Source organism: Paenibacillus sp. ALJ109b (assembly GCF_010747435.1).
Lineage (GTDB): Bacteria > Bacillota > Bacilli > Paenibacillales > Paenibacillaceae > Paenibacillus > Paenibacillus taichungensis.
The window spans coordinates 221,881-240,422 of record NZ_JAAIFP010000001.1; the positions used below are offsets into that span (position 1 = coordinate 221,881).

General features: G+C 45.2%; 18 protein-coding genes. 5 read left to right on the top strand and 13 right to left on the bottom strand.

Annotated elements, in window-relative coordinates; translation table 11 throughout:
* Window positions 1-61: 61 nt before the first annotated feature.
* The 8 genes from G3352_RS00880 to G3352_RS00915 form a co-directional block, all read right to left on the bottom strand.
* Window positions 62-652, bottom strand: coding sequence for an HAD-IA family hydrolase (locus G3352_RS00880; protein WP_163753049.1), 591 nt, complete (start codon window positions 650-652; stop codon window positions 62-64).
* A 43-nt stretch (window positions 653-695) separates the two neighbouring features.
* Complete coding sequence (locus tag G3352_RS00885; RefSeq protein WP_163753050.1) at window positions 696-1,271, bottom strand: GNAT family N-acetyltransferase; 576 nt, start codon at window positions 1,269-1,271, stop codon at window positions 696-698.
* A gap of 64 nt (window positions 1,272-1,335) precedes the next feature.
* A complete protein-coding gene (locus G3352_RS00890; protein WP_163753051.1) occupies window positions 1,336-1,884 on the bottom strand; it encodes a hypothetical protein in 549 nt (182 codons plus the stop codon).
* A gap of 82 nt (window positions 1,885-1,966) precedes the next feature.
* Window positions 1,967-2,542, bottom strand: a complete 576-nt coding sequence (locus tag G3352_RS00895; protein ID WP_163753052.1) for a GNAT family N-acetyltransferase — start codon at window positions 2,540-2,542, stop codon at window positions 1,967-1,969.
* A gap of 18 nt (window positions 2,543-2,560) precedes the next feature.
* Window positions 2,561-3,037: an NUDIX hydrolase gene (locus tag G3352_RS00900; RefSeq protein WP_163753053.1), complete on the bottom strand. Its 477-nt coding sequence runs from the start codon at window positions 3,035-3,037 to the stop codon at window positions 2,561-2,563.
* Window positions 3,038-3,218: 181 nt separating this feature from the next.
* On the bottom strand, window positions 3,219-3,521 hold the full coding sequence (locus G3352_RS00905; protein WP_163753054.1) for a hypothetical protein: 303 nt from the start codon (window positions 3,519-3,521) through the stop codon (window positions 3,219-3,221).
* A 97-nt stretch (window positions 3,522-3,618) separates the two neighbouring features.
* Complete coding sequence (locus G3352_RS00910; protein ID WP_163753055.1) at window positions 3,619-5,373, bottom strand: ATP-binding cassette domain-containing protein; 1,755 nt, start codon at window positions 5,371-5,373, stop codon at window positions 3,619-3,621.
* On the bottom strand, window positions 5,358-6,203 hold the full coding sequence (locus tag G3352_RS00915) for an ATP-binding cassette domain-containing protein (protein ID WP_163753056.1): 846 nt from the start codon (window positions 6,201-6,203) through the stop codon (window positions 5,358-5,360). Before G3352_RS00915 ends, G3352_RS00910 begins: the two co-directional genes overlap by 16 nt.
* Before the next feature lie 130 nt (window positions 6,204-6,333).
* On the opposite strand from G3352_RS00915, the gene G3352_RS00920 reads away from it, so the two are divergent.
* Window positions 6,334-6,924 carry a biotin transporter BioY gene (locus tag G3352_RS00920; RefSeq protein WP_090949578.1) on the top strand — a complete coding sequence of 197 codons (591 nt, stop codon included), beginning with the start codon at window positions 6,334-6,336 and terminating at the stop codon, window positions 6,922-6,924.
* A 176-nt stretch (window positions 6,925-7,100) separates the two neighbouring features.
* On the opposite strand, the gene G3352_RS00925 is transcribed toward G3352_RS00920, so the two are convergent.
* Window positions 7,101-7,643: an SDR family NAD(P)-dependent oxidoreductase gene (locus G3352_RS00925; protein WP_240342875.1), complete on the bottom strand. Its 543-nt coding sequence runs from the start codon at window positions 7,641-7,643 to the stop codon at window positions 7,101-7,103.
* A gap of 392 nt (window positions 7,644-8,035) precedes the next feature.
* Here G3352_RS00925 and G3352_RS00930 point away from each other — a divergent pair, with 392 nt between their 5' ends.
* On the top strand, window positions 8,036-9,760 hold the full coding sequence (locus G3352_RS00930; protein ID WP_163753057.1) for a cellulase family glycosylhydrolase: 1,725 nt from the start codon (window positions 8,036-8,038) through the stop codon (window positions 9,758-9,760).
* Window positions 9,761-9,932: 172 nt separating this feature from the next.
* Window positions 9,933-10,832 carry a manganese catalase family protein gene (locus tag G3352_RS00935; RefSeq protein WP_076291095.1) on the top strand — a complete coding sequence of 300 codons (900 nt, stop codon included), beginning with the start codon at window positions 9,933-9,935 and terminating at the stop codon, window positions 10,830-10,832.
* Between the two features lie 66 nt (window positions 10,833-10,898).
* Here the strand turns inward: G3352_RS00935 and G3352_RS00940 are convergent, their stop codons facing one another.
* Window positions 10,899-11,315, bottom strand: coding sequence for a hypothetical protein (locus tag G3352_RS00940; protein WP_205524645.1), 417 nt, complete (start codon window positions 11,313-11,315; stop codon window positions 10,899-10,901).
* 390 nt (window positions 11,316-11,705) lie between these two features.
* Here G3352_RS00940 and G3352_RS00945 point away from each other — a divergent pair, with 390 nt between their 5' ends.
* Window positions 11,706-12,152: a hypothetical protein gene (locus G3352_RS00945; RefSeq protein ID WP_163753059.1), complete on the top strand. Its 447-nt coding sequence runs from the start codon at window positions 11,706-11,708 to the stop codon at window positions 12,150-12,152.
* A gap of 105 nt (window positions 12,153-12,257) precedes the next feature.
* On the opposite strand, the gene G3352_RS00950 is transcribed toward G3352_RS00945, so the two are convergent.
* The 3 genes from G3352_RS00950 to G3352_RS00960 form a co-directional block, all read right to left on the bottom strand.
* The gene (locus tag G3352_RS00950; protein ID WP_163753060.1) at window positions 12,258-14,225 is read right to left on the bottom strand and encodes a sucrose-specific PTS transporter subunit IIBC; all 1,968 of its coding nucleotides are present in this window, start codon (window positions 14,223-14,225) and stop codon (window positions 12,258-12,260) included.
* A 26-nt stretch (window positions 14,226-14,251) separates the two neighbouring features.
* Window positions 14,252-15,727, bottom strand: coding sequence for a glycoside hydrolase family 32 protein (locus G3352_RS00955; RefSeq protein WP_163753061.1), 1,476 nt, complete (start codon window positions 15,725-15,727; stop codon window positions 14,252-14,254).
* Between the two features lie 170 nt (window positions 15,728-15,897).
* Window positions 15,898-16,881 (bottom strand): LacI family DNA-binding transcriptional regulator, encoded by a 984-nt coding sequence (locus G3352_RS00960; RefSeq protein WP_163753062.1) that lies wholly within the window; start codon window positions 16,879-16,881, stop codon window positions 15,898-15,900.
* 577 nt (window positions 16,882-17,458) lie between these two features.
* Here G3352_RS00960 and G3352_RS00965 point away from each other — a divergent pair.
* Window positions 17,459-18,541 (top strand): bifunctional 3-deoxy-7-phosphoheptulonate synthase/chorismate mutase, encoded by a 1,083-nt coding sequence (locus G3352_RS00965; RefSeq protein ID WP_163753063.1) that lies wholly within the window; start codon window positions 17,459-17,461, stop codon window positions 18,539-18,541.
* Window position 18,542 lies beyond the last annotated feature (1 nt).

The window sequence follows — 18,542 nt, forward strand, 5'->3', positions numbered from 1 at the left end:
ATTTGTTTAGTATCGAATTGGTGGATAGGTGGATTTGTATATAGTGCATCTGTATCGGGAGTTATCGCTGGTCTGCGAGCCATTCGTCAATTTCAGCTATCCATTGATGCTGTTCATCTGCAAGTAATGTTGCCCATCCCAGCTCAGCAGCAGGCTTTAAGTTTTTAGCCTGATCATCCACATATATAATACGTACATTCCTGGATAGATGAGATTGTACAAGTTCATATATTTCTATATTGGGCTTGCAATATCCGACCTGATTGGAAATGGTTATGCTCTTGCAATACGGTTGGATCAACGGCAAAATGGGTTGAATCCATTCTTGACAATGATTACTCAAGAGATGCAATTCTGCCTGCTCGCTCCATCGTTCAAGACGATGCATGGCAGGTAGCAACTCTGTTGTTTTTTCAAGCAATTCATAAGCATACATCTTATCCATATTGGGATATTGTGTTTGCATCCAGATCCAGAACTGTTCCTCCGTCATCCTTCCTGTCCACAAGTCCTTGCGTATACCACTCAATTGCTCGATTAATACAGGAAAAGGCGTATCTGCATACCTAGCGAGCTCCTGCCAGAATGAAGAGGAAAGATTGGTGATCAGCACACCGGCCAGATCTAAAACAAGTTGGGGTTTGGAATCCATAGTATCACTCCTGTGCAGTCATCTTGAGCCAATTACTGTAGGGTTATCGTTGGTGCTTCAACAATTGGTAATGGTTGTACGGTTCATTTTCGATTTCAATCATATTCAGATATTCAAAATTGCATTTCTGTATTACCTTATTCGATGCCTGATTAGTCAATAAAGCGATGGCATTCAATACTTCTACGTTTGTATTTTCAAATAAATATTGTGTTATTCCTTGTACTGCCTGCGTTGTATAACCACGGTTCCGGAAGTGTTTCGAAATGCCGTACATAATCTCCCGATTGGGCGCTGGCAGTTCGTCCTTGATCCCCGAGCAGCACCACCCAATAAACTCATCATTTTCTTTGAGCACGATAGCCAAACGTAAATAGAGGTCTCCGATGTCCCCTCCCGCCAAAACAGCTTGTTTAAAATTCTGATTCTCAGGAATTTCGTATTGAGTGAGCCAAAGTGCTCTCTCTTCAGCCGTAGCATTCCATCCCGGCAAAAATTCGTAAACCTCGGGTTGCCAGGTGATTTCCTGCAATTTCTGCAAATCCTCAGGTCGATACTCGCGCAAATATATATCTTTGCATTCAATGATTAATTCATCACTTTGGTTGGTTTGTTTCATAATGCCTCCTGGTGTACATCTTATCTACCTTTTGTGTTTCACTTTAAAGCTCGATAACCAAAAATCAATTCAAATTATAAGCTCGTATTACGTTGTTCTCTTCATCAAGAGCATACACATTCGTGAACGTTGTCATTAACATCATTTTGTCTTCACTCTGGTAAGTTTCCGGCATTCTCATGATAAACGTATTATTGCTTGACTCAACCTCCTGAGTCTCACCGTTTGTGTATTCAATCTTAAACTTGTGTACAGGCATATCGGAATATAAAGCGCCCCATATAAAATTCCCTTTGTTGTTCTTCGGTTCCGCTTGTATCAAAAAGGCAGGCCCCACATCTGAACTCGCTGTCCAACCTGTTTCACTATCGGTATCATAGTGATATCTCCCATTCTTATGTTCATAAGCAGCGAAAACATATTGTGTTTGGTCCAGTGACAAAACCAGTTCATTTTGCTGATCTACATTAACCACTTGAAGGGGGTATTTCCAAGCAGACTGAACAGCCTTCTCTAACGTTTTATATCCAAAAATATCATTCCAGAAGAATGCAGTAACACTAACCAATACACATACAACAAAGCACGAACCTATCCATAACAGCTTCCTCATATTTCACCCCTTGCACATTGTCAGTTACCGAACTAACATTGGCAGATCATAAACATCGGGCCGCTCTGATTTAAATTGGGACTCACGCCAGTCCCTCCTTATCCATAAACTCGGCTTTGGTTAACCCGAACAGGATCAGATCCTGATATTCCCCATCGGTATAGATCACCTGACGACGCACGCCTTCCTGCACACATCCAAGCTTTCTCATCATGGCTGCGGAAGGTTCATTGCCTTCCAGAACATAATCATTGAATTTATTAAGCCGACGCTCGAAAAAGGCATATTTCAGCAAAATTCGAATGGCTCTCGTCCCATATCCTTTTCCACGATGGTCCCTGTCAATTTGAATTCCAATGCTAAAGGTACCATTCCTCTCATCGATACTGTTCAGATTCACGCCCCCGACATTCTCACCATCCATATTTTCAATCGTGAACATGATCCGTCCTCTGTCTAGAGAGAAATCGGAAAAGGCTTCCGTAAATTTCTTCGCCTCAGCATTCGTAGGTGGCAGCTCTACAGCACATTCCAGTAAACGACGAGCGGGTGAATCAAACCGGTTATAATAATGATCCTCCCAATCTTCCTCACGCAAAGCACGTAATCTGACCTTATCATCCTGCCAAAAATAATCGCTATAGTTAATCTCTCTCATTCTGATATCCCCCATTATTTAGTTTTCTAGCTTTGCAAATACAACCTCTTTGTTCCTTAGATCTTCAATAATTTGCTTGTGTGTAGGTAAGAAATGGTCTGGTATGGAATGTATATCAAAAAATCGTGTTTCTATGGACTCTTCACTCTCTTTTATCGTTCCACAAAAGTCGTTGCTTTTGAACATTACTTGCACCAACGCAACTTCATCTCCATTACTATAAACGACCTCGTATTCAGGACCTGAGTATATTGAGAATAATTCTATTGAATTCAGTGTTAAACCTGTTTCTTCATATACTTCTCTTTGTGCTGTCTCCTGAACGGTTTCTCCTATCTCCATAAATCCACCTGGAAACCCCCAGAATCCATTATCTGATCGTTTTTGTAATAGAACTCTGCCAGTCTCATCGAATACGACAGCCCCTGAAACCACCATGATAACTTTGGCGTTCCCCACAAATGACCGCATATACTGAATATAGTCCTGATCCATGGTTATCTCCTTATATTTGTTAGAAATGATATAATACAAACATTCTTAATACGAACTACGCCTATGATAACCCATATTGTGGAATTTGAGGAGGATTGTTTTCATAAGAGATACAACTAAAAATAGCCTCCGAACAGGTAGATCCTGCCGAAGGCTATCATCTATTTTATATAATACGTCATTACAATTCTTCTTCCGGATACTGAGGCTTGGTTACATTATCAGGGACCGTTTCATCGTAGACATCCTGACCGGGATAATCCCGAACTTCCCCTTCGTGCAGCTCATGATTTTCATAATCGAAACGATGCGCGGTCCTTTGATCCACTCGCCACGGCGAGCTTTTGCCAAGAGATTCAGACATTAGAGATGAGCCGTAAGGACCTTCTGGGAACTCTTCGAGTGTGATATCATTTCGCTGCGACTCCACTGTGGACACATCAGTATATTCTTGCCTTTCTTCTTGCAAAAATTTATCCTTCATCGTTCGTCCCTCCATATCTGCTTCGTGGTGATCAAAGCATGTTTATTTTGAACGGAAATGAAAGGATTTATGCATGATCCATGGCAAACACTGCGTTTCAGTCTCTGATCCAGATATAAAATACAAAAACAATAAGTCCGATTATGCAAATCCATGTATCTCGTTTGGACCATACCAATAAGGAGGAACGTGCTCCAAGCAGTGAATTCTCTCTAACTTTCCGCATTTCCATCGCAATCGTCATATCTTCTGCACGCTGAAACAACGCCATGAGCAAGGGAATGACCATTGGACCAAGATCACGCACACGTACCGTATTCGGGCGTAATGCAGCTTTGCCGCGTGCCCGGACGATCAGCGAGAATCGCTGCCATTCACTCCAGATCATCGGGATAAAACGAAAAATTAACGACACCGCGAGTGCAAACGATGACACGGGCAGCTTTATTTTTTTACCTATGCCAAGCACCCAGTTCAGCCCTTCCACCATGCGTCCATAAGGTGTAGTCAGCGAAAACCAAAGACTTGCCAACGTGACGATAAACAACCGGTATACATTCAATAACGTCGCCTCCGCCTGCATCAGGGAGAATCCAAACTGTAGGCCGCCACCTTCTGTAGAAAGTGTCGTCCCCGACAACGCGGTTGATATGAGAAAGAACAGTGCGAGCGGCTTCATTAATTTCAAGCATCCCATCAGAGCCTGACGTGGCAGCACAACAAGCGCCAAGATAATTGGCACCAACGTAAGAGAGAGACCTAACCAGTGGTGTTGAAGCATCGTAGCGGTCACGAGCAAAATGTATAAAATCCATTTCAGACGCGGGTCCATGGCACCATATAATCCTCTCCTTGATCCTGATTCAGCGTGGGTGTATACGGTCTCCTGTGTGCCTTCTCCTCCCGAAGTGTCGGAGCTTGATAAGGCAAGCTTTGCTTCATCCATTCTGAATTGATCCTCATTACCAATAACATCAACCTTCTGCTCTAAAGGCTCATTGACGGACTGAACAATACCTTTAGCCATTTCCTCCGGGGTCAACGCAGTAGTAGGAAAATGAATGCCCGCAGCCGCAAATTGTTGTGCCAGTTGCATAGAGGGTGGTAGTCCAATACCTGCTGACTCCAGCAAATCTGGACTTGTATGAAGTTCTCGTGGCGTGAGATCAGCAACCAGACGCCCATCCTTCAACAACAGAACCCGATCCGCATGCGGTAAAAATGTGTCCAGGTCGTGTGTAGCCACAATGGCTCCCTCACCTGCAGTTCGATGCTGGTTCAAAGCATCCAGCAGCATGATCACACTTTGTGCTTCCAATCCGGCGCTGGGTTCATCGAGCAATAGCCATGAAGGCTGCGTAGCAGTTCCCAGGGCAAGCCCCAATCTTCTCCGTTCTCCCCCGCTTAGAGCAAAGGGTGATCTGTCCGAATGGAATCGTTCTTCCTCTCCCTGACCCTCTGGAGAGTCCCAGCGCTCAAGTGCTTCGGAAATCTGCTTTTTCTTTTGTTCATCCGGTAGCCGATATGGACGCAGAGAATAAGCAAATTCACGCCCAATACTTCGGGCGAACAGCTGCTGCTCTGGGAATTGAAAGACCAACCCCATTTGCAACTGAATGGACTGTGGCACTTTCCCGTTCTGCCAGAAAAGCTCTCCGTCCAGCTTGAGGCTACCCTCATCTGGAGGTTTTAGGCCAGCGATCGTTTGCAGCAGTGTGGTTTTGCCTGATCCTGTGCAGCCTAATAATAAAGTGATTTCGCCACGGTTCAGTCGGACAGTGATATCTTGAAGCAGCGCTCTTTTGTCAGGTTGTGATGAAGCTATACCTACATGTTCTAATTCGATTGCCAAAGGGCTACCTCCTTAACCAACTGCTCTGGTCGCAGAGGTGTCGCATGTTGCAGCAGATCTTTCCGTTTCAGGAGTAGAGCCGTCTGTACTGTAAAAGGCGGAGCAAGCCCAAGCTGTTCGCAGGGTGATGGTTGTTGTGCTCCTTTTCCAGCGTCAGCCGTTGTCTCTTCCTTATCTTTTCCATAGAAGAAAGCCGCAGGCGCTCCATCGTAGACACAGCGTCCCTGTTCCATGGCAATAATTCGATTGCAAAGAGTCGCTTCCTCCAAATGATGCGTAATCCAGATTACCGCCGTCCCCTGCTGGACAATGGTTTGAACTACTGCTTCCATTCGATCTCTGGCTCCCGGATCAAGCATGGCCGTAGGTTCGTCCAGAATGAGTACATCCGGCTTGGCCGCCAGCGCTATTGCGATATTAAGCAACTGCTTCTGTCCTCCAGACAGCATCGATATTGCCGCCTGTGGCGGGTGTTGAAGTCCTACCGTATGTAATGCGTGCTCTCTCCGACGTAATTGTTCATCAGGAGATTTCAGCAGTGAGGATAAGGCAAAATGAAATTCCTCCTCAATGGTATCTCCAAGTACCTGCGCATCAGGCTGCTGGAGCACTCCACGAACAACCAGTTCTGGAGCAGCCATTCTTTCTCCGCCGGATAGCGGAGTGAATCCAATCAGCAGTCCAGCCAGCGTACTTTTGCCGCTACCATTGGCTCCCACAATACTTATCCACTCACCGGGAGCTAAATCCAACGAAACCCCATCCACTGCCTTACGAACACGTCCTGACTCGGAAGCATAATGAACACGGACATTCTCTAGTTTTATCAAAGGTGTAACGTCTTGCATCGCAAATTGGTCCTTTCCCTTTTGAATCTTTTGTGGTACGATCCAAATCGTTAACCACATCCGTTTAATCGGTTAACAATAAGATTACCAAAATTGAAAGGAATGTTCAAACATGAAATTATCTTTGCGAGGTATTGTATTCAGCGCACTGATGGCAGCCATACTTGTTCTTTTTGGTTACATAAGTATTCCCATTGGTTTCTCTCCTGTGCCGATTACATTGCAAACACTTGCGGTTATGCTGGCAGGAGGACTGCTTGGCCCATTATATGGTTTTCTAAGTGTCGCTTTGGTCGTAGTCCTGACTGCAATTGGCTTCCCGCTTCTGCATGGCGCAGGCGGACTTGCAGTACTCCTTGGGCCTACCGGGGGATATGTCATGATGTGGCCCTTCTCCGCATTGCTCATTGGGTTATTACTCAGCAGAATCAAACTGAACGGATTCGTTGGTTATTTCCTGGCCTTTATCGTATTTGAGGTATTTGGTTCAATGTTGATCTATGTTTCGGGCGTGCCCTGGTTGGCCTATGCCTACAAAATGTCATTACCCGAAGCCATGATACAAGGGTTCTATCCCTACATCATCGGTGATCTAATCAAAGCCTTGTTCGCTGCGATCATCATCGCACCTGTGCGCATGGTCTTCCCTCCGCAACGACTGACAGGCAACATGAACTCAACAGTGGTAAAGGCCGACTCCTGATATCGCTAGTTGTATAATGTAATCTTGAACTGAATTTATAAAAAAAGCCGTGCTCACGTAAACAGGAAATCAATCTGTTTTACGTAGGACACGGCTTTTGTCTATCGCTTATTGTTCCTGTTCCTTCCCACCATATAAGGATAAAATTTAACAAGAATTAGGGCCGGTCAATATTATTAACGAGACGTGTATCCTGCATCCGCGTGAATCGTAGTGCCAGTGATATAAGAAGCAGCGTCAGATGCGAGCCAGAGACTTGCTTGTGCAATTTCATTAGGTTGTCCAAAACGATTAAGCAAGCTCAACTGCGGAGCATACTCCTCTGCCGTGAAACCGAATTGATCCAAAGCACCACGCAACATAGGTGTATCGATTGCTCCTGGAGCAACCGAGTTAACCCGAATGTTGTGTGGTCCGTTTTCCATCGCAGCTACTTTGGTCATGCCAACCACGCCATGCTTGGCAGCTACATAAGCAATGTTGTTGGGTTGAGGACGGAATCCACTCACCGATGAAATGTTAATAATTGAACCGCCTTTGCCTTGTTTCAGCATTTGCTGAAGTTCATATTTCATACACAACGCAGTACCTGTCAGGTCAACCGAGATCAGGCGATGCCAGTATGCTTCGTCAAATTCAGCTGCTGGTTTGTCATCTGGCGTGAGTGCGGCATTATTAACAGCCACAGGGTCGGTAATTGATCCCAAATGGTTATACATCTATCGGGCTCATGGAGTCGCACGTCTTTTGATTCGGTGGATTGAAGAAGATTTCCCAACGTCTCCGCAATATATGAACACACAAATTGTAGAATTAATGCTGTTATCCACAGAAGTTTTTCATGTAAAAGAGTAATCCTCACCACACCCTACGATATTCTATAATTGTCATAATCACTAATTTTTACATGAATTATTATCCAATTATTATGGTATTTTCTTTGAAATAATCATGATATATTTGCATTTCAGAAAACGTTTTCAATACTTATTTTGGTGGTGATTCCATTTAAATCAATCTAGGATCTTGTTCTATGCTGAGCTTAAATCGCCAATATTGTAAGCGCTCTATTTTTAGTTCAACAATTATATTTACAAAGGAGAATATGTTAATGAACAAAAACCGCAAATCGGCCCTCTCGCTCACTATCGTAACGGCAATGATCCTATCCCTGTTCTCATCAGCCATCGCTTCTGCTGCTACAGATGACTCGATTCAGGCAAATGCAGCCGCTGCTCCAACCAATATTCAGTCCTATGTTACTGCGATGGAGCCGGGCTGGAATCTGGGTAACTCGCTGGACGCTGTTGGTGCAGATGAAACAGCCTGGGGTAACCCGCTGATCACTCAGCAACTGATTCAAAATATCGCCAATCAAGGCTACAAGAGTATTCGTATTCCAGTGACCTGGCAAGCTCATATTGGAGGAGCACCTAACTACACTATTGATACCGCTTACATGAATCGCGTACAACAGGTTGTAAACTGGGCCCTGGATGCCAATCTATATGTCATGATCAATATCCATCACGATTCATGGCAGTGGATCAGCTATATGGAGAATGACCATGCCAATGTTCTTGCTCGTTACAACTCTGCCTGGACTCAAATTGCAAACAAATTCAAAAACTCATCCTCTAAGCTGATGTTCGAAAGTGTAAATGAACCACGCTTCACCGAAGGTGGTACAACGAATACCGCTACAGCATACGCTTTGCTGGATGAGTTGAATGTATCTTTTCATAACATCGTGAGAGCATCCGGCGGCAACAATGCAACACGTCCATTGGTTCTCCCAACGATGCATACCTCTTCCGCTCAACCAGATCTCGATGCATTATCCCAGACAATCGCAAAATTGAATGACCCTAACATTATCGCTACCGTTCACTACTATGGTTTCTGGCCATTCAGCGTGAATATCGCAGGGTACACCAAATATAATGCTGAAGTGCAACAGGATATTACCGATACCTTTGACCGAGTCTACAATGCATTCACAGCCAAAGGTATTCCGGTTATCGTCGGTGAGTATGGCTTGCTCGGTTTTGATCAGCACACAGGTGTCATCGAGCAAGGTGAGAAGCTGAAATTCTTCGAATTTATCGGCCAATACCTGCGTCAGAAACAGATGACCACCATGTTATGGGATAATGGACAGCATTTCGGCCGTACCAGCTTCACATGGTCTGATCAGGATCTGTATAACACAATGAAAGCAAGTTGGACAGGTCGTTCCTCCACAGCTGAATCCGATCTGGTTTATCTGAAAAAAGGTGCTGCAATTCAGGATAAAACAGTAAAACTGAATCTCAATGGCAATACATTTAGTTCTCTTGCTAATGGCAGCACTACCCTTGTTCAAGGTACAGATTACACGATCAACGGTGATGTGCTTACGTTAAAATCAAGCCTGTTAACCAGACTGACCACTTCCGGCAATCTTGGGGTTAATGCCAAGTTGACCGTCAAATTCAACAAAGGCGCAAACTGGAACCTGAATATCATCAAGTATGATACACCTAAACTGAGCAATGTAACGGGCACAACGAGCTCGTTTGCGATTCCGACTATCTTTAATGGCAATCAGCTGGCCACCATGGAAGCAACTTATACAAGTGGAGGAAACGCAGGTCCGCAAAACTGGACTTCATTCAAAGAATTTTCCTACGCCTTCAGTCCGAATTATAGTAGCAACGTGATTGAACTGAAACAAAACTTCTTCAACGAAACGAATAATGGCGAAATCATTCTCAAGTTCCACTTCTGGAGCGGAGACGTCATTACGTACAAAATTACGAAGAATGGTTCCAGTGTAGTAGGAATCTCTTCTTAATTTAAATATCGCTTTTATATTATTAATGCTAAACGTTCTGCTCAGAGCACAAGCTCTGACAGAACGTTCTTTATGTTTTTATGATCAAACAGATTACTAAATTGGAATTCCCGAATAACGTACAAGTAACCTCTCATACCTTTACAGTAATTTGGCTTGAGGAGGAAATGTAATGTTTAAACGGGTAGACCGTCTTGCTATCGAACTACCACTATCCAATAATCCGGATCCCAATGGAGCTAGCGCGGTACAGGAACTGTTAGGTGGCAAGTTTGGGGAAATGTCAACGTTGAACAATTATTTGTTTCAGTCTTTTAATTTCAGAGGAAAGTCGAAGCTGCGCCCCTTCTATGACATCGTGGCTAGCATTACAGCTGAAGAATTCGGCCACGTTGAACTTGTCGCCAATACCATTAACCTGATGCTTGTTGGCTCAACTTCACCAGGTGATCCCGACTCCACACCATTGCGCATTGGCAAGGACGCTCGTATGACTTCACATTTTATCGAATCCGCCCAAACGGCGCTTCCATACGATTCCATGGGGAGACCTTGGAATGGTTCTTATGTCGTTAGCAGTGGTAATTTAATCTTTGATCTGCTGCATAACTTCTTCCTCGAATGCGGAGCGCGAACCCACAAGATGAGAGTTTACGAGATGACTGATCATCCAACAGCCAGGGAGATGACAGGATATTTGCTCGTGCGTGGAGGCGTACATATTTTGGCCTATGCCAAGGCATTGGAAATAGCGACTGGAGTCGATGTAACCAAGTTATTTCCTATTCCGCGACTGGACAATAAGGTTTTTGATACAACACGCAAATGGGAAGCCATGGGTGAGCACCGTAGACTCTATACCTTTAGTGACAAGGACTATCAACGCATTGCTCAGATCTGGAAAGGAGAACATCCAATCGATGGCGGTAAACTTGAAGCTTTTGCCGGCTTGCCGGGTCACAGTGGAGCCATCCCTGAACTTCCCGATCTGCCGGAAGAGTTCGCGCCTGGGGTATCCCCAGAGGACCTGATTCAGATTGCAGAACGGTTGAAACGGCACGCTGGCCTATAGTCATGAGTGAAGACGGCGATGCATTATCAGGCTAACTTCGCCGTCCTGTTTTTTGCTTTTGCCATACTACACTAAAAATGAAACATCTCCACTCCGGCTGTGAATGACATATGTTGCTCCCAGACCTTTATAAACAAGCCCAACATGAGCCCTGTTGCTGGAAACGACATAGAGTTGTTGCGGACACAAGCAACGGCACAGCTCAATGTCCTGGCAGCACTGCGGCAAGCTATTTTCAAATACAAAGGCATTCTTCACTACAAATTCGGACGGAAGATGGTTACGGTCTGTCATTTCCTGAATGTAACGCACAGTAACTGCACCAAGCGATTGAAGTTGTTCCCCCTCTTCTTCGCTGTGTACAAGCACAACAACTGCAAATCCCCTCTTCAGTAATACATCCACAAAATTCATTCCCGCCGCACCGTTTCCTGTCGATACCACCATCATTGCTTCATCCATTGCCGCCAACCTCGCCTTCACATCAGATCCTGCAAATGCCATCTGGAGTACGTTATGTGCGAATCATAGTCCTCTGTCTGCATCTCTGCAATTGAACTGTATTCGATTTCTGCACCATTCTGATCGATTCCAGACAATCCAGGTGAGCATTTCTTGCCTAATCTCCTCTTTTCGCTGTAATGCGGCATGTTACTCGGTCTGTCATGAGCGGAAGAAAAAATCGAGTTATTCGAGTCCAAAACGAAGATATATCTCTTGTTAATCGCTTACATGTATGAATTCCAAACCAAACATCGGAAAATCAGACGTATATCCATTCCGGTTGATTTTACATGAGCTGTGTTCAGTCGTATTATAATCGGCAGGATAACGAAAACAATAAGATGATTTTGCCTATGGAGGTTGGAGCGTGTGATTGCAGATTGTGATGTGGAAATTCGAACGGAGATTCGTGTTGATACCCGAATTAGTTCCATGGAAATTATTCGGTACGATATGCGAAAATTACCCTTCATAGCGCGGGAACATTCATCCTGTTACTGCGGATTGTTCAAAATCTCATGCGGGAATGTTCATGGTTTTGCCGAATTTGAATTGCCTGTAGGCTCCCATCCCTCTGATCTGGTAAAATGGGCTTCGGTGTTCAGAGTTTTAAAAGGTATGGAGCTGTCGCAGGTCACGCAATTTATCCAGCAGCATCAAGAGCTGTGGGGAAATGAACGCATGCTGTTCCTGCATGAAGCCGTCAGTAATTTGCTTCTCAACCTGGAGCAAGGCAGTACATCTGATGTGATGTTAAACCGGGAAGAAATTCGTGCCTTTCTGATGCAATACGCACTGACGTATTATTCTTTTTGACACCTTCCGTTAAGTGAAAAAAATACATAAAAGTGCAAAGAAACCCTGGTGATATACACCGGGTCTCTTTGCATTTTTCAACCTGTCTTTTTCAAATGTTTACGCTTATTGTGGTTCAGTAAATTTCACAACAATTAGTGCTTCCCCATTAGCTTGAACTGGGCCTGTCATAGTTGCCATCACCTGTTCAATACTTTCGTTCCCATTCGGTATGAGCACAGGTGTAATCAATGGCAGCCCTGCAGCCTGGATCGCTTCCATGTCAAATTCAATCAACAGTTGTCCTGCGGTTACGGTGTCTCCGCTATTCACATATGCGGTAAAACCCTCCCCCTTCAGTCCAACGGTATTAATCCCAATATGCACAAGCATTTGAACACCTGTTTCATGTTCCAGGATTACCGCATGTTTGCTCTTATTCATCACATGAGCGATGACACCGTCAAAAGGTGCAAATACTTTGCCCTCAGAAGGCTCAATAGCTATCCCTTCTCCCATATGCTTTTCCGAGAATGCAGGGTCAGGAACCTGCTCCAAAGCAACCGCCGTGCCTGTGATGGGTGATGCAATCTCCAGCATATCTACCTTGGTGCGATGGTTAACGGTCTGGCTGGAAGATGAGTTTGACTTTTGCGACAGAACTTCCAACTTGCTCTCTTCTCCTGCATTGCTCGGAACTTCCTCCGCAACTGGCTGATCCTTATATCCGAAGAACCAGGTAAGTACAAATGCACTTCCCATTGCTACCACATTGGACAAAATGTACAAAGGCAATTGGCTGTTCAAATACAGCAGCGTGCCCGGAATAACCGTCACCGCCATACCTGAACCTTGCAAATGGAACAAAGATGCTATAAATCCACCGACAGCGCCTCCGACGAGACCCATGATGAACGGTTTCATGTGTCGTAAGTTAACCCCGAAGATAGCAGGTTCAGTAATCCCTAGAAATGCAGAGAATGACGAAGGCAGTGCGAGTGCTTTCAGCTTTTTATTTTTGGTCTTCAACCCCACTGCAAGACAAGCTGCTCCTTGCGCAGCCATAGCACATGTAATAATCGCGTTGAACGGATTAAAGCCCGTTTTCTCCAGTAATTGGATCTCCAGAAAGTTAAAGATGTGATGTACACCGGTAACAACAATAATTTGATGGAAGAAACCAATAATAATGCCCGCAATACCAAATGGCAATCCCAATACGGCTGTTGTTCCATGCAGCACCCACTCTTCCAGGGAATGGAATACTGGACCAATCGCAAAGAGTCCCAACGTAATCATGACCGTCAGCGTAATAAAAGGAGTCAGAATTAAGTCGAGCGCCTCTGGTATGCGTCTTCTCAGAACCTTCTCAAACTTCGCTCCGATCAATCCGACGAAGAACGCAGGCAGCACCGAACCTTGATACCCGACCACCGGTATGAATCCGAACATATGCAGCGGTTGCGCTGATCCATCGGCCACAGCGTATGCATTCGGCAGCGCCGGATTCACAAGCATTAGACCCAAAACGATGCCGAGAACCGGACTTCCACCAAACACTCGGAACGCAGACCACGCTACGAGTGCAGGCAGGAATGCAAATGCCGTGTCCGTCAGGATCTGAGTAAATAAGAGGAAATTGGGCGAAATGTCCTCCGGTGTTGCACCAAACAGCGATAAAATTTCATTTTGAGTGAGCAGCCCTCGCAGACCCATGAACAGCCCCGTTGCTACAAGCACAGGGATGATCGGTACAAATACGTCACCAAACGTACGAATGGCCCGTTGAAAAGCATTACCTTCCTTTTTGCCCTGACTCTTCACGTCTTCCTTGGAAGATCCTTCGATTCCCAGCTTCTCGACCTCCTCAAATATCCGATTCACTGTTCCTGTTCCAAAAATGATCTGATACTGGCCCGAGTTGAAAAAGGCCCCTTTGACTTTGTCGATGTTCTCGACCTGCTTCTGATCGATCTTGTCCTTGTCATTCACCATGATCCGAAGACGTGTTGCACAGTGTGCAAATGATGCAATATTTTCTTTGCCCCCGATGGCACGAATAACGTCCTGGGCAATCTGCTGATTATCCGACATGGTCCTTCATTCCTCTCACGTTATATCTAATAATCCCACTTTGATGCCTTAAATACTGCCTTACCTCCAAGTGCAAAGAAGCGAATCTCCACACTATCCTTCCTTGGAAAGATGCGACTTGTGAATACCTCTTCTCCATCATTGACAAAGATCTCAACAGAAGAAGAATCCACAAAGATATGAAACTTAAGCACGTCTGCATTTAATGCGCAGCGTCGTACATTCCCGTTCTGATCCGCGAGCGTGGCGCCTGACTGGGAGCGATCCAGGGTTACTTTCTGTGCCAACCGATCATACTGCAACACAGTCCTCTCTTCTGCACTCGCCCGCAATTCAATGCCTACAACCTCTGCGTCAAAATCACGGATTTCACATTCCAATTCATAAGCCATTCCAGCAAAGTCTGCGAAAGATCGAGTCTCATGATCAAGTATGAATTCCATGTGAGTCCCTTCAGAATCCCCGCGCAGCTTCACCATTTCAGAGACTGGCTGCTGAATTAATTTCCCCTCCCGGAGTGACAACTGCCGTGGAATCGTCAGGCAATGTGCCCATCCACTCTTATCTGTCGGATACTCCAAATCGGGAAGTCCCATCCAGCCCACCAAAATTCGTCTTCCATCCGGCGCCTGCATCGTCTGCGGGGCATAAAAGTCAAATCCTCGATCCATCTCCTGAAATGGACCATGTTCGAATTGCCGTGTCTGAAGATCCAGTGGTTCACCAATCAGATAACCCGACTGAAAAATATTCTGATACTCATCTTCATGACTCTCTATTCCTTGTGGCGAAAAGATCAGTACACCTTGACCCTGCATCTCCAGATAATCGGGGCACTCCCACATGTAGCCAAAGTTAGGTAGCCCCGTATGAATCTCTCCAAGAAACGTCCAGTTTCTGAGATCTGACGAGCGATATAATACCGTGCATCCCGTTTCATCTACACGCTGTGCTCCAATCACACAATAATACGTGTCACCCTGCTGCCAAACCTTGGGGTCTCTGAAATGTTCCGTGTAGCCAGAAGGTACTTCTGTGATCACAGGTTGATGCACTTTGGTTATTGAACCGCTTTCATCCATAATCGCCAGACACTGATACGGATGTCTGATCCAGTCCTCATCTCTTGTATTGCCCGTGTATAGCAGATGGAGTTGGCCATCTTTTTCAATAGCACTGCCCGAATATGCCCCGTGTGAATCATATGTGTCGCCCGGCTGGATTCCGATTCCGACTTCTTCCCAATGCACCAGATCCGTTGAACGGGTATGGTACCAATACTTCATTCCATGCTCGGTGCCGAGTGGGAACCACTGATAGAACAGATGATAATATCCCTGGTAATAGGAGAATCCGTTAGGATCATTAAGCAGTCCGGTTATCGGCTGGATATGGTAATGTTGTCTCCATGGACAAGCAAAGATCAAAGCTTCCAGCTTGCCTATTTCTCCAGGCTCTGCCTGCTCGATACGTCTGTAGCGTTGCTCTCTAGTCATTTTCATAAAAAGTGTTCTCCATCCCTGCGAAAAGTAAAACCTAAATTAGAGGAACCGGTTCCAATGTACTCAAAAAAAATAATTCCATATGGCTTTTACGCCTGCCGCCGTGTTCCAATATCCGTAGTGGACATTTTTGTGGAACCGGTTCGATGGAATTATCATAAAGGATTCATTTATATCTTGTCAACGCTTTCTCGTGGAATAATCTCCACATCAAGAATCGTGCACTGCTCCACCGGCTCGCCTTTTACCAGACGAATAATGTGCTGGGCCGCCACTTGACCTGCCTCAAAATAATGATATTTTACTGTCGTTAGCGTAGGATGAATCATCTCGGTAATTTCATAACCGCCAAATCCAGTAACCGATAATTCCTGAGGGATTTGTATTTTATTGGAAAAAGCAATCTTCATCACACCCAGTGCGATGTTATCAGTTGCGCCCACAATAATGCTCGGTTTGCTTTCTTTCAAAATCGCTTCTGCGGTAATGATAGCCTCGGACATTTTGAAGCTTGTCTCAAAATACGTCACATCACATCCGCCACATTCGTCGATCGCACGCTTGAACCCCTGTTTGCGATGGATTCCTACTGCCTGATCTCTCTCAGTAACGCCAATATAGACAATTTTCCGGTGGCCCTTTTCCACAACATGCTTACCCATCTCATATCCCGCTTGATCATCATTATGAACCAGACTGTGCAGCTGTTCATGCTGCTGCCCTACCAATAGGACCGGAATTCCGATGTCTTCAACAGCTTTCAGATGTGCATCGGTCACTTCTGCTGCGAGCAGAATAATGCCGGATACCTTCTGTCTGGCAAAGTCATATATGGCGTCGATCTCGCGCTGCATATCCTGGCTCGTATTCGCGATCAGCATCTGATACTGATTATTTCTTAATTCTTCATCGATACCGATCAATGTCTGAGAGGTTGCAAAGGAATCCAGACGAGGCACAACCGTTCCAATAATACTGGTTTTTTTGGCTTTAAGACTCTGTGCGAACGTATTGGGTACGTAATTGTATTGTTTAATAATGCGTTCAATTTTCTCCCGTGTATCATCACTAACAGAACCACCATTCAGGAAACGAGAGACTGTGCTCTTCGCCACGCCTGCCATTTGGGCGATATCCGAAATCGTTTTATTCATAACTTCTCCTCTTATTCTCATTCGCTTGAATTCACTTATATTACCTTATATTATACTTCGAATGGCAAACCCTTGCGAATACTATTCCCATGGAGATATTAGTAAATCTCACGGAACTCTGAAAGTGCATGTGCAATGCGTCACGGTAAAGCGTTATTGATGCATGGCATTAATTCAGCTTCTTGCAGACAAGGAACATGAGATGCTAGTATAACTTCAATTCATAACGTGCATCATGAAATACAGAACAGAACATCATTATTCACACAGGCTATGACGGAAAGAGTACGCGGAGTTATCGTTCATTACAGGGACGCGGTGCCGAAGACTGAGAGCACCCGAAAGGAACACGCCGCCGAAGTTCACTCCCGAGCCGATTGCTGAAGAGCTGCTCCTCATGGATATGCTTCTAGGACAATCCGTTCCTTGCGTTAAAAGGTCAAAGTGAGAAACAGATCGGCTGTATTCAATCAGCAGACCGTTTCTAATTAGGGTGGTACCACGGCTTCTTCGTCCCTTACGGATGAAGGGCCTTTTTGTGTTTTTTCATAAATTTAAATTGAAGGAGTGGATCAGCATGGATCAAAGCAAGAACTTGGAACAATTAAGAGGCCGATTGAGTGAGATTAATCATAACCTCCTGCACTTGTTGTCAGAACGGGCCCAAATTACACAGGAAATTGGTCAAATCAAGGAAAAACAAGGTGTACCCAAGTTTGATCCGGTTCGTGAAAAAGAAATGCTGGAGGAACTGACTGCCGCCAATCCGGGGCCTTTCCAAGACGATGCCATCAAACTTCTGTTCAAACAGATTTTCCAGGCTTCCCTGAACCTTCAGGTCGACGAACATAAGAAACAGCTGCTCGTTAGCCGCAAAAATCAGCAGGAAGATACTCTCGTCTCCATCGGAAACGTCAAGGTTGGCGCAGGCAAACCAATAATGATTGCTGGCCCATGCTCGGTTGAAAGTTATGAGCAGGTACGCGAGGTCGCAGCAGCACTGAAAGAAGCCGGCATTACCGTGATGCGCGGAGGAGCATTTAAACCTCGTACTTCCCCATATGACTTCCAGGGACTTGGAATCGAAGGATTGAAAATTCTGAAGGAAGTTGCCGACGAGTTCGGATTGAAGACCATTAGTGAGATTGTGCATCCAAGTCATATTGAACTGGCTGGCCAGTATATTGATGTCATCCAGATTGGTGCCCGTAACATGCAAAACTTTGAACTGCTCAAGGCTGCCGGGGATGTTAAGATTCCTATTCTGCTGAAACGTGGCTTGGCGGCAACCATTGATGAATTCGTTCATGCTGCGGAGTACGTTGTCTCCCGGGGGAACAAACAGGTTATGCTGATTGAACGCGGCATTCGCACCTATGAAAAAGCAACACGAAACACACTAGACATCTCTGCTGTGCCGATTCTGAAACAGGAAACCCATCTGCCTGTACTTGTGGACGTCACCCACTCGACCGGGCGCAAAGATATCCTTGCGCCATGTGCCAAGGCAGCTCTTGCAGCAGGTGCAGATGGTGTTATGGTTGAGGTTCATCCAAATCCGGCTGTAGCCCTCTCGGATAGCGCACAGCAATTAAACATCGAGCAGTTCCACCAGTTCCTCTCCTCTGTGAGACAATCTGGATTGCTGAAGGATCAATAGG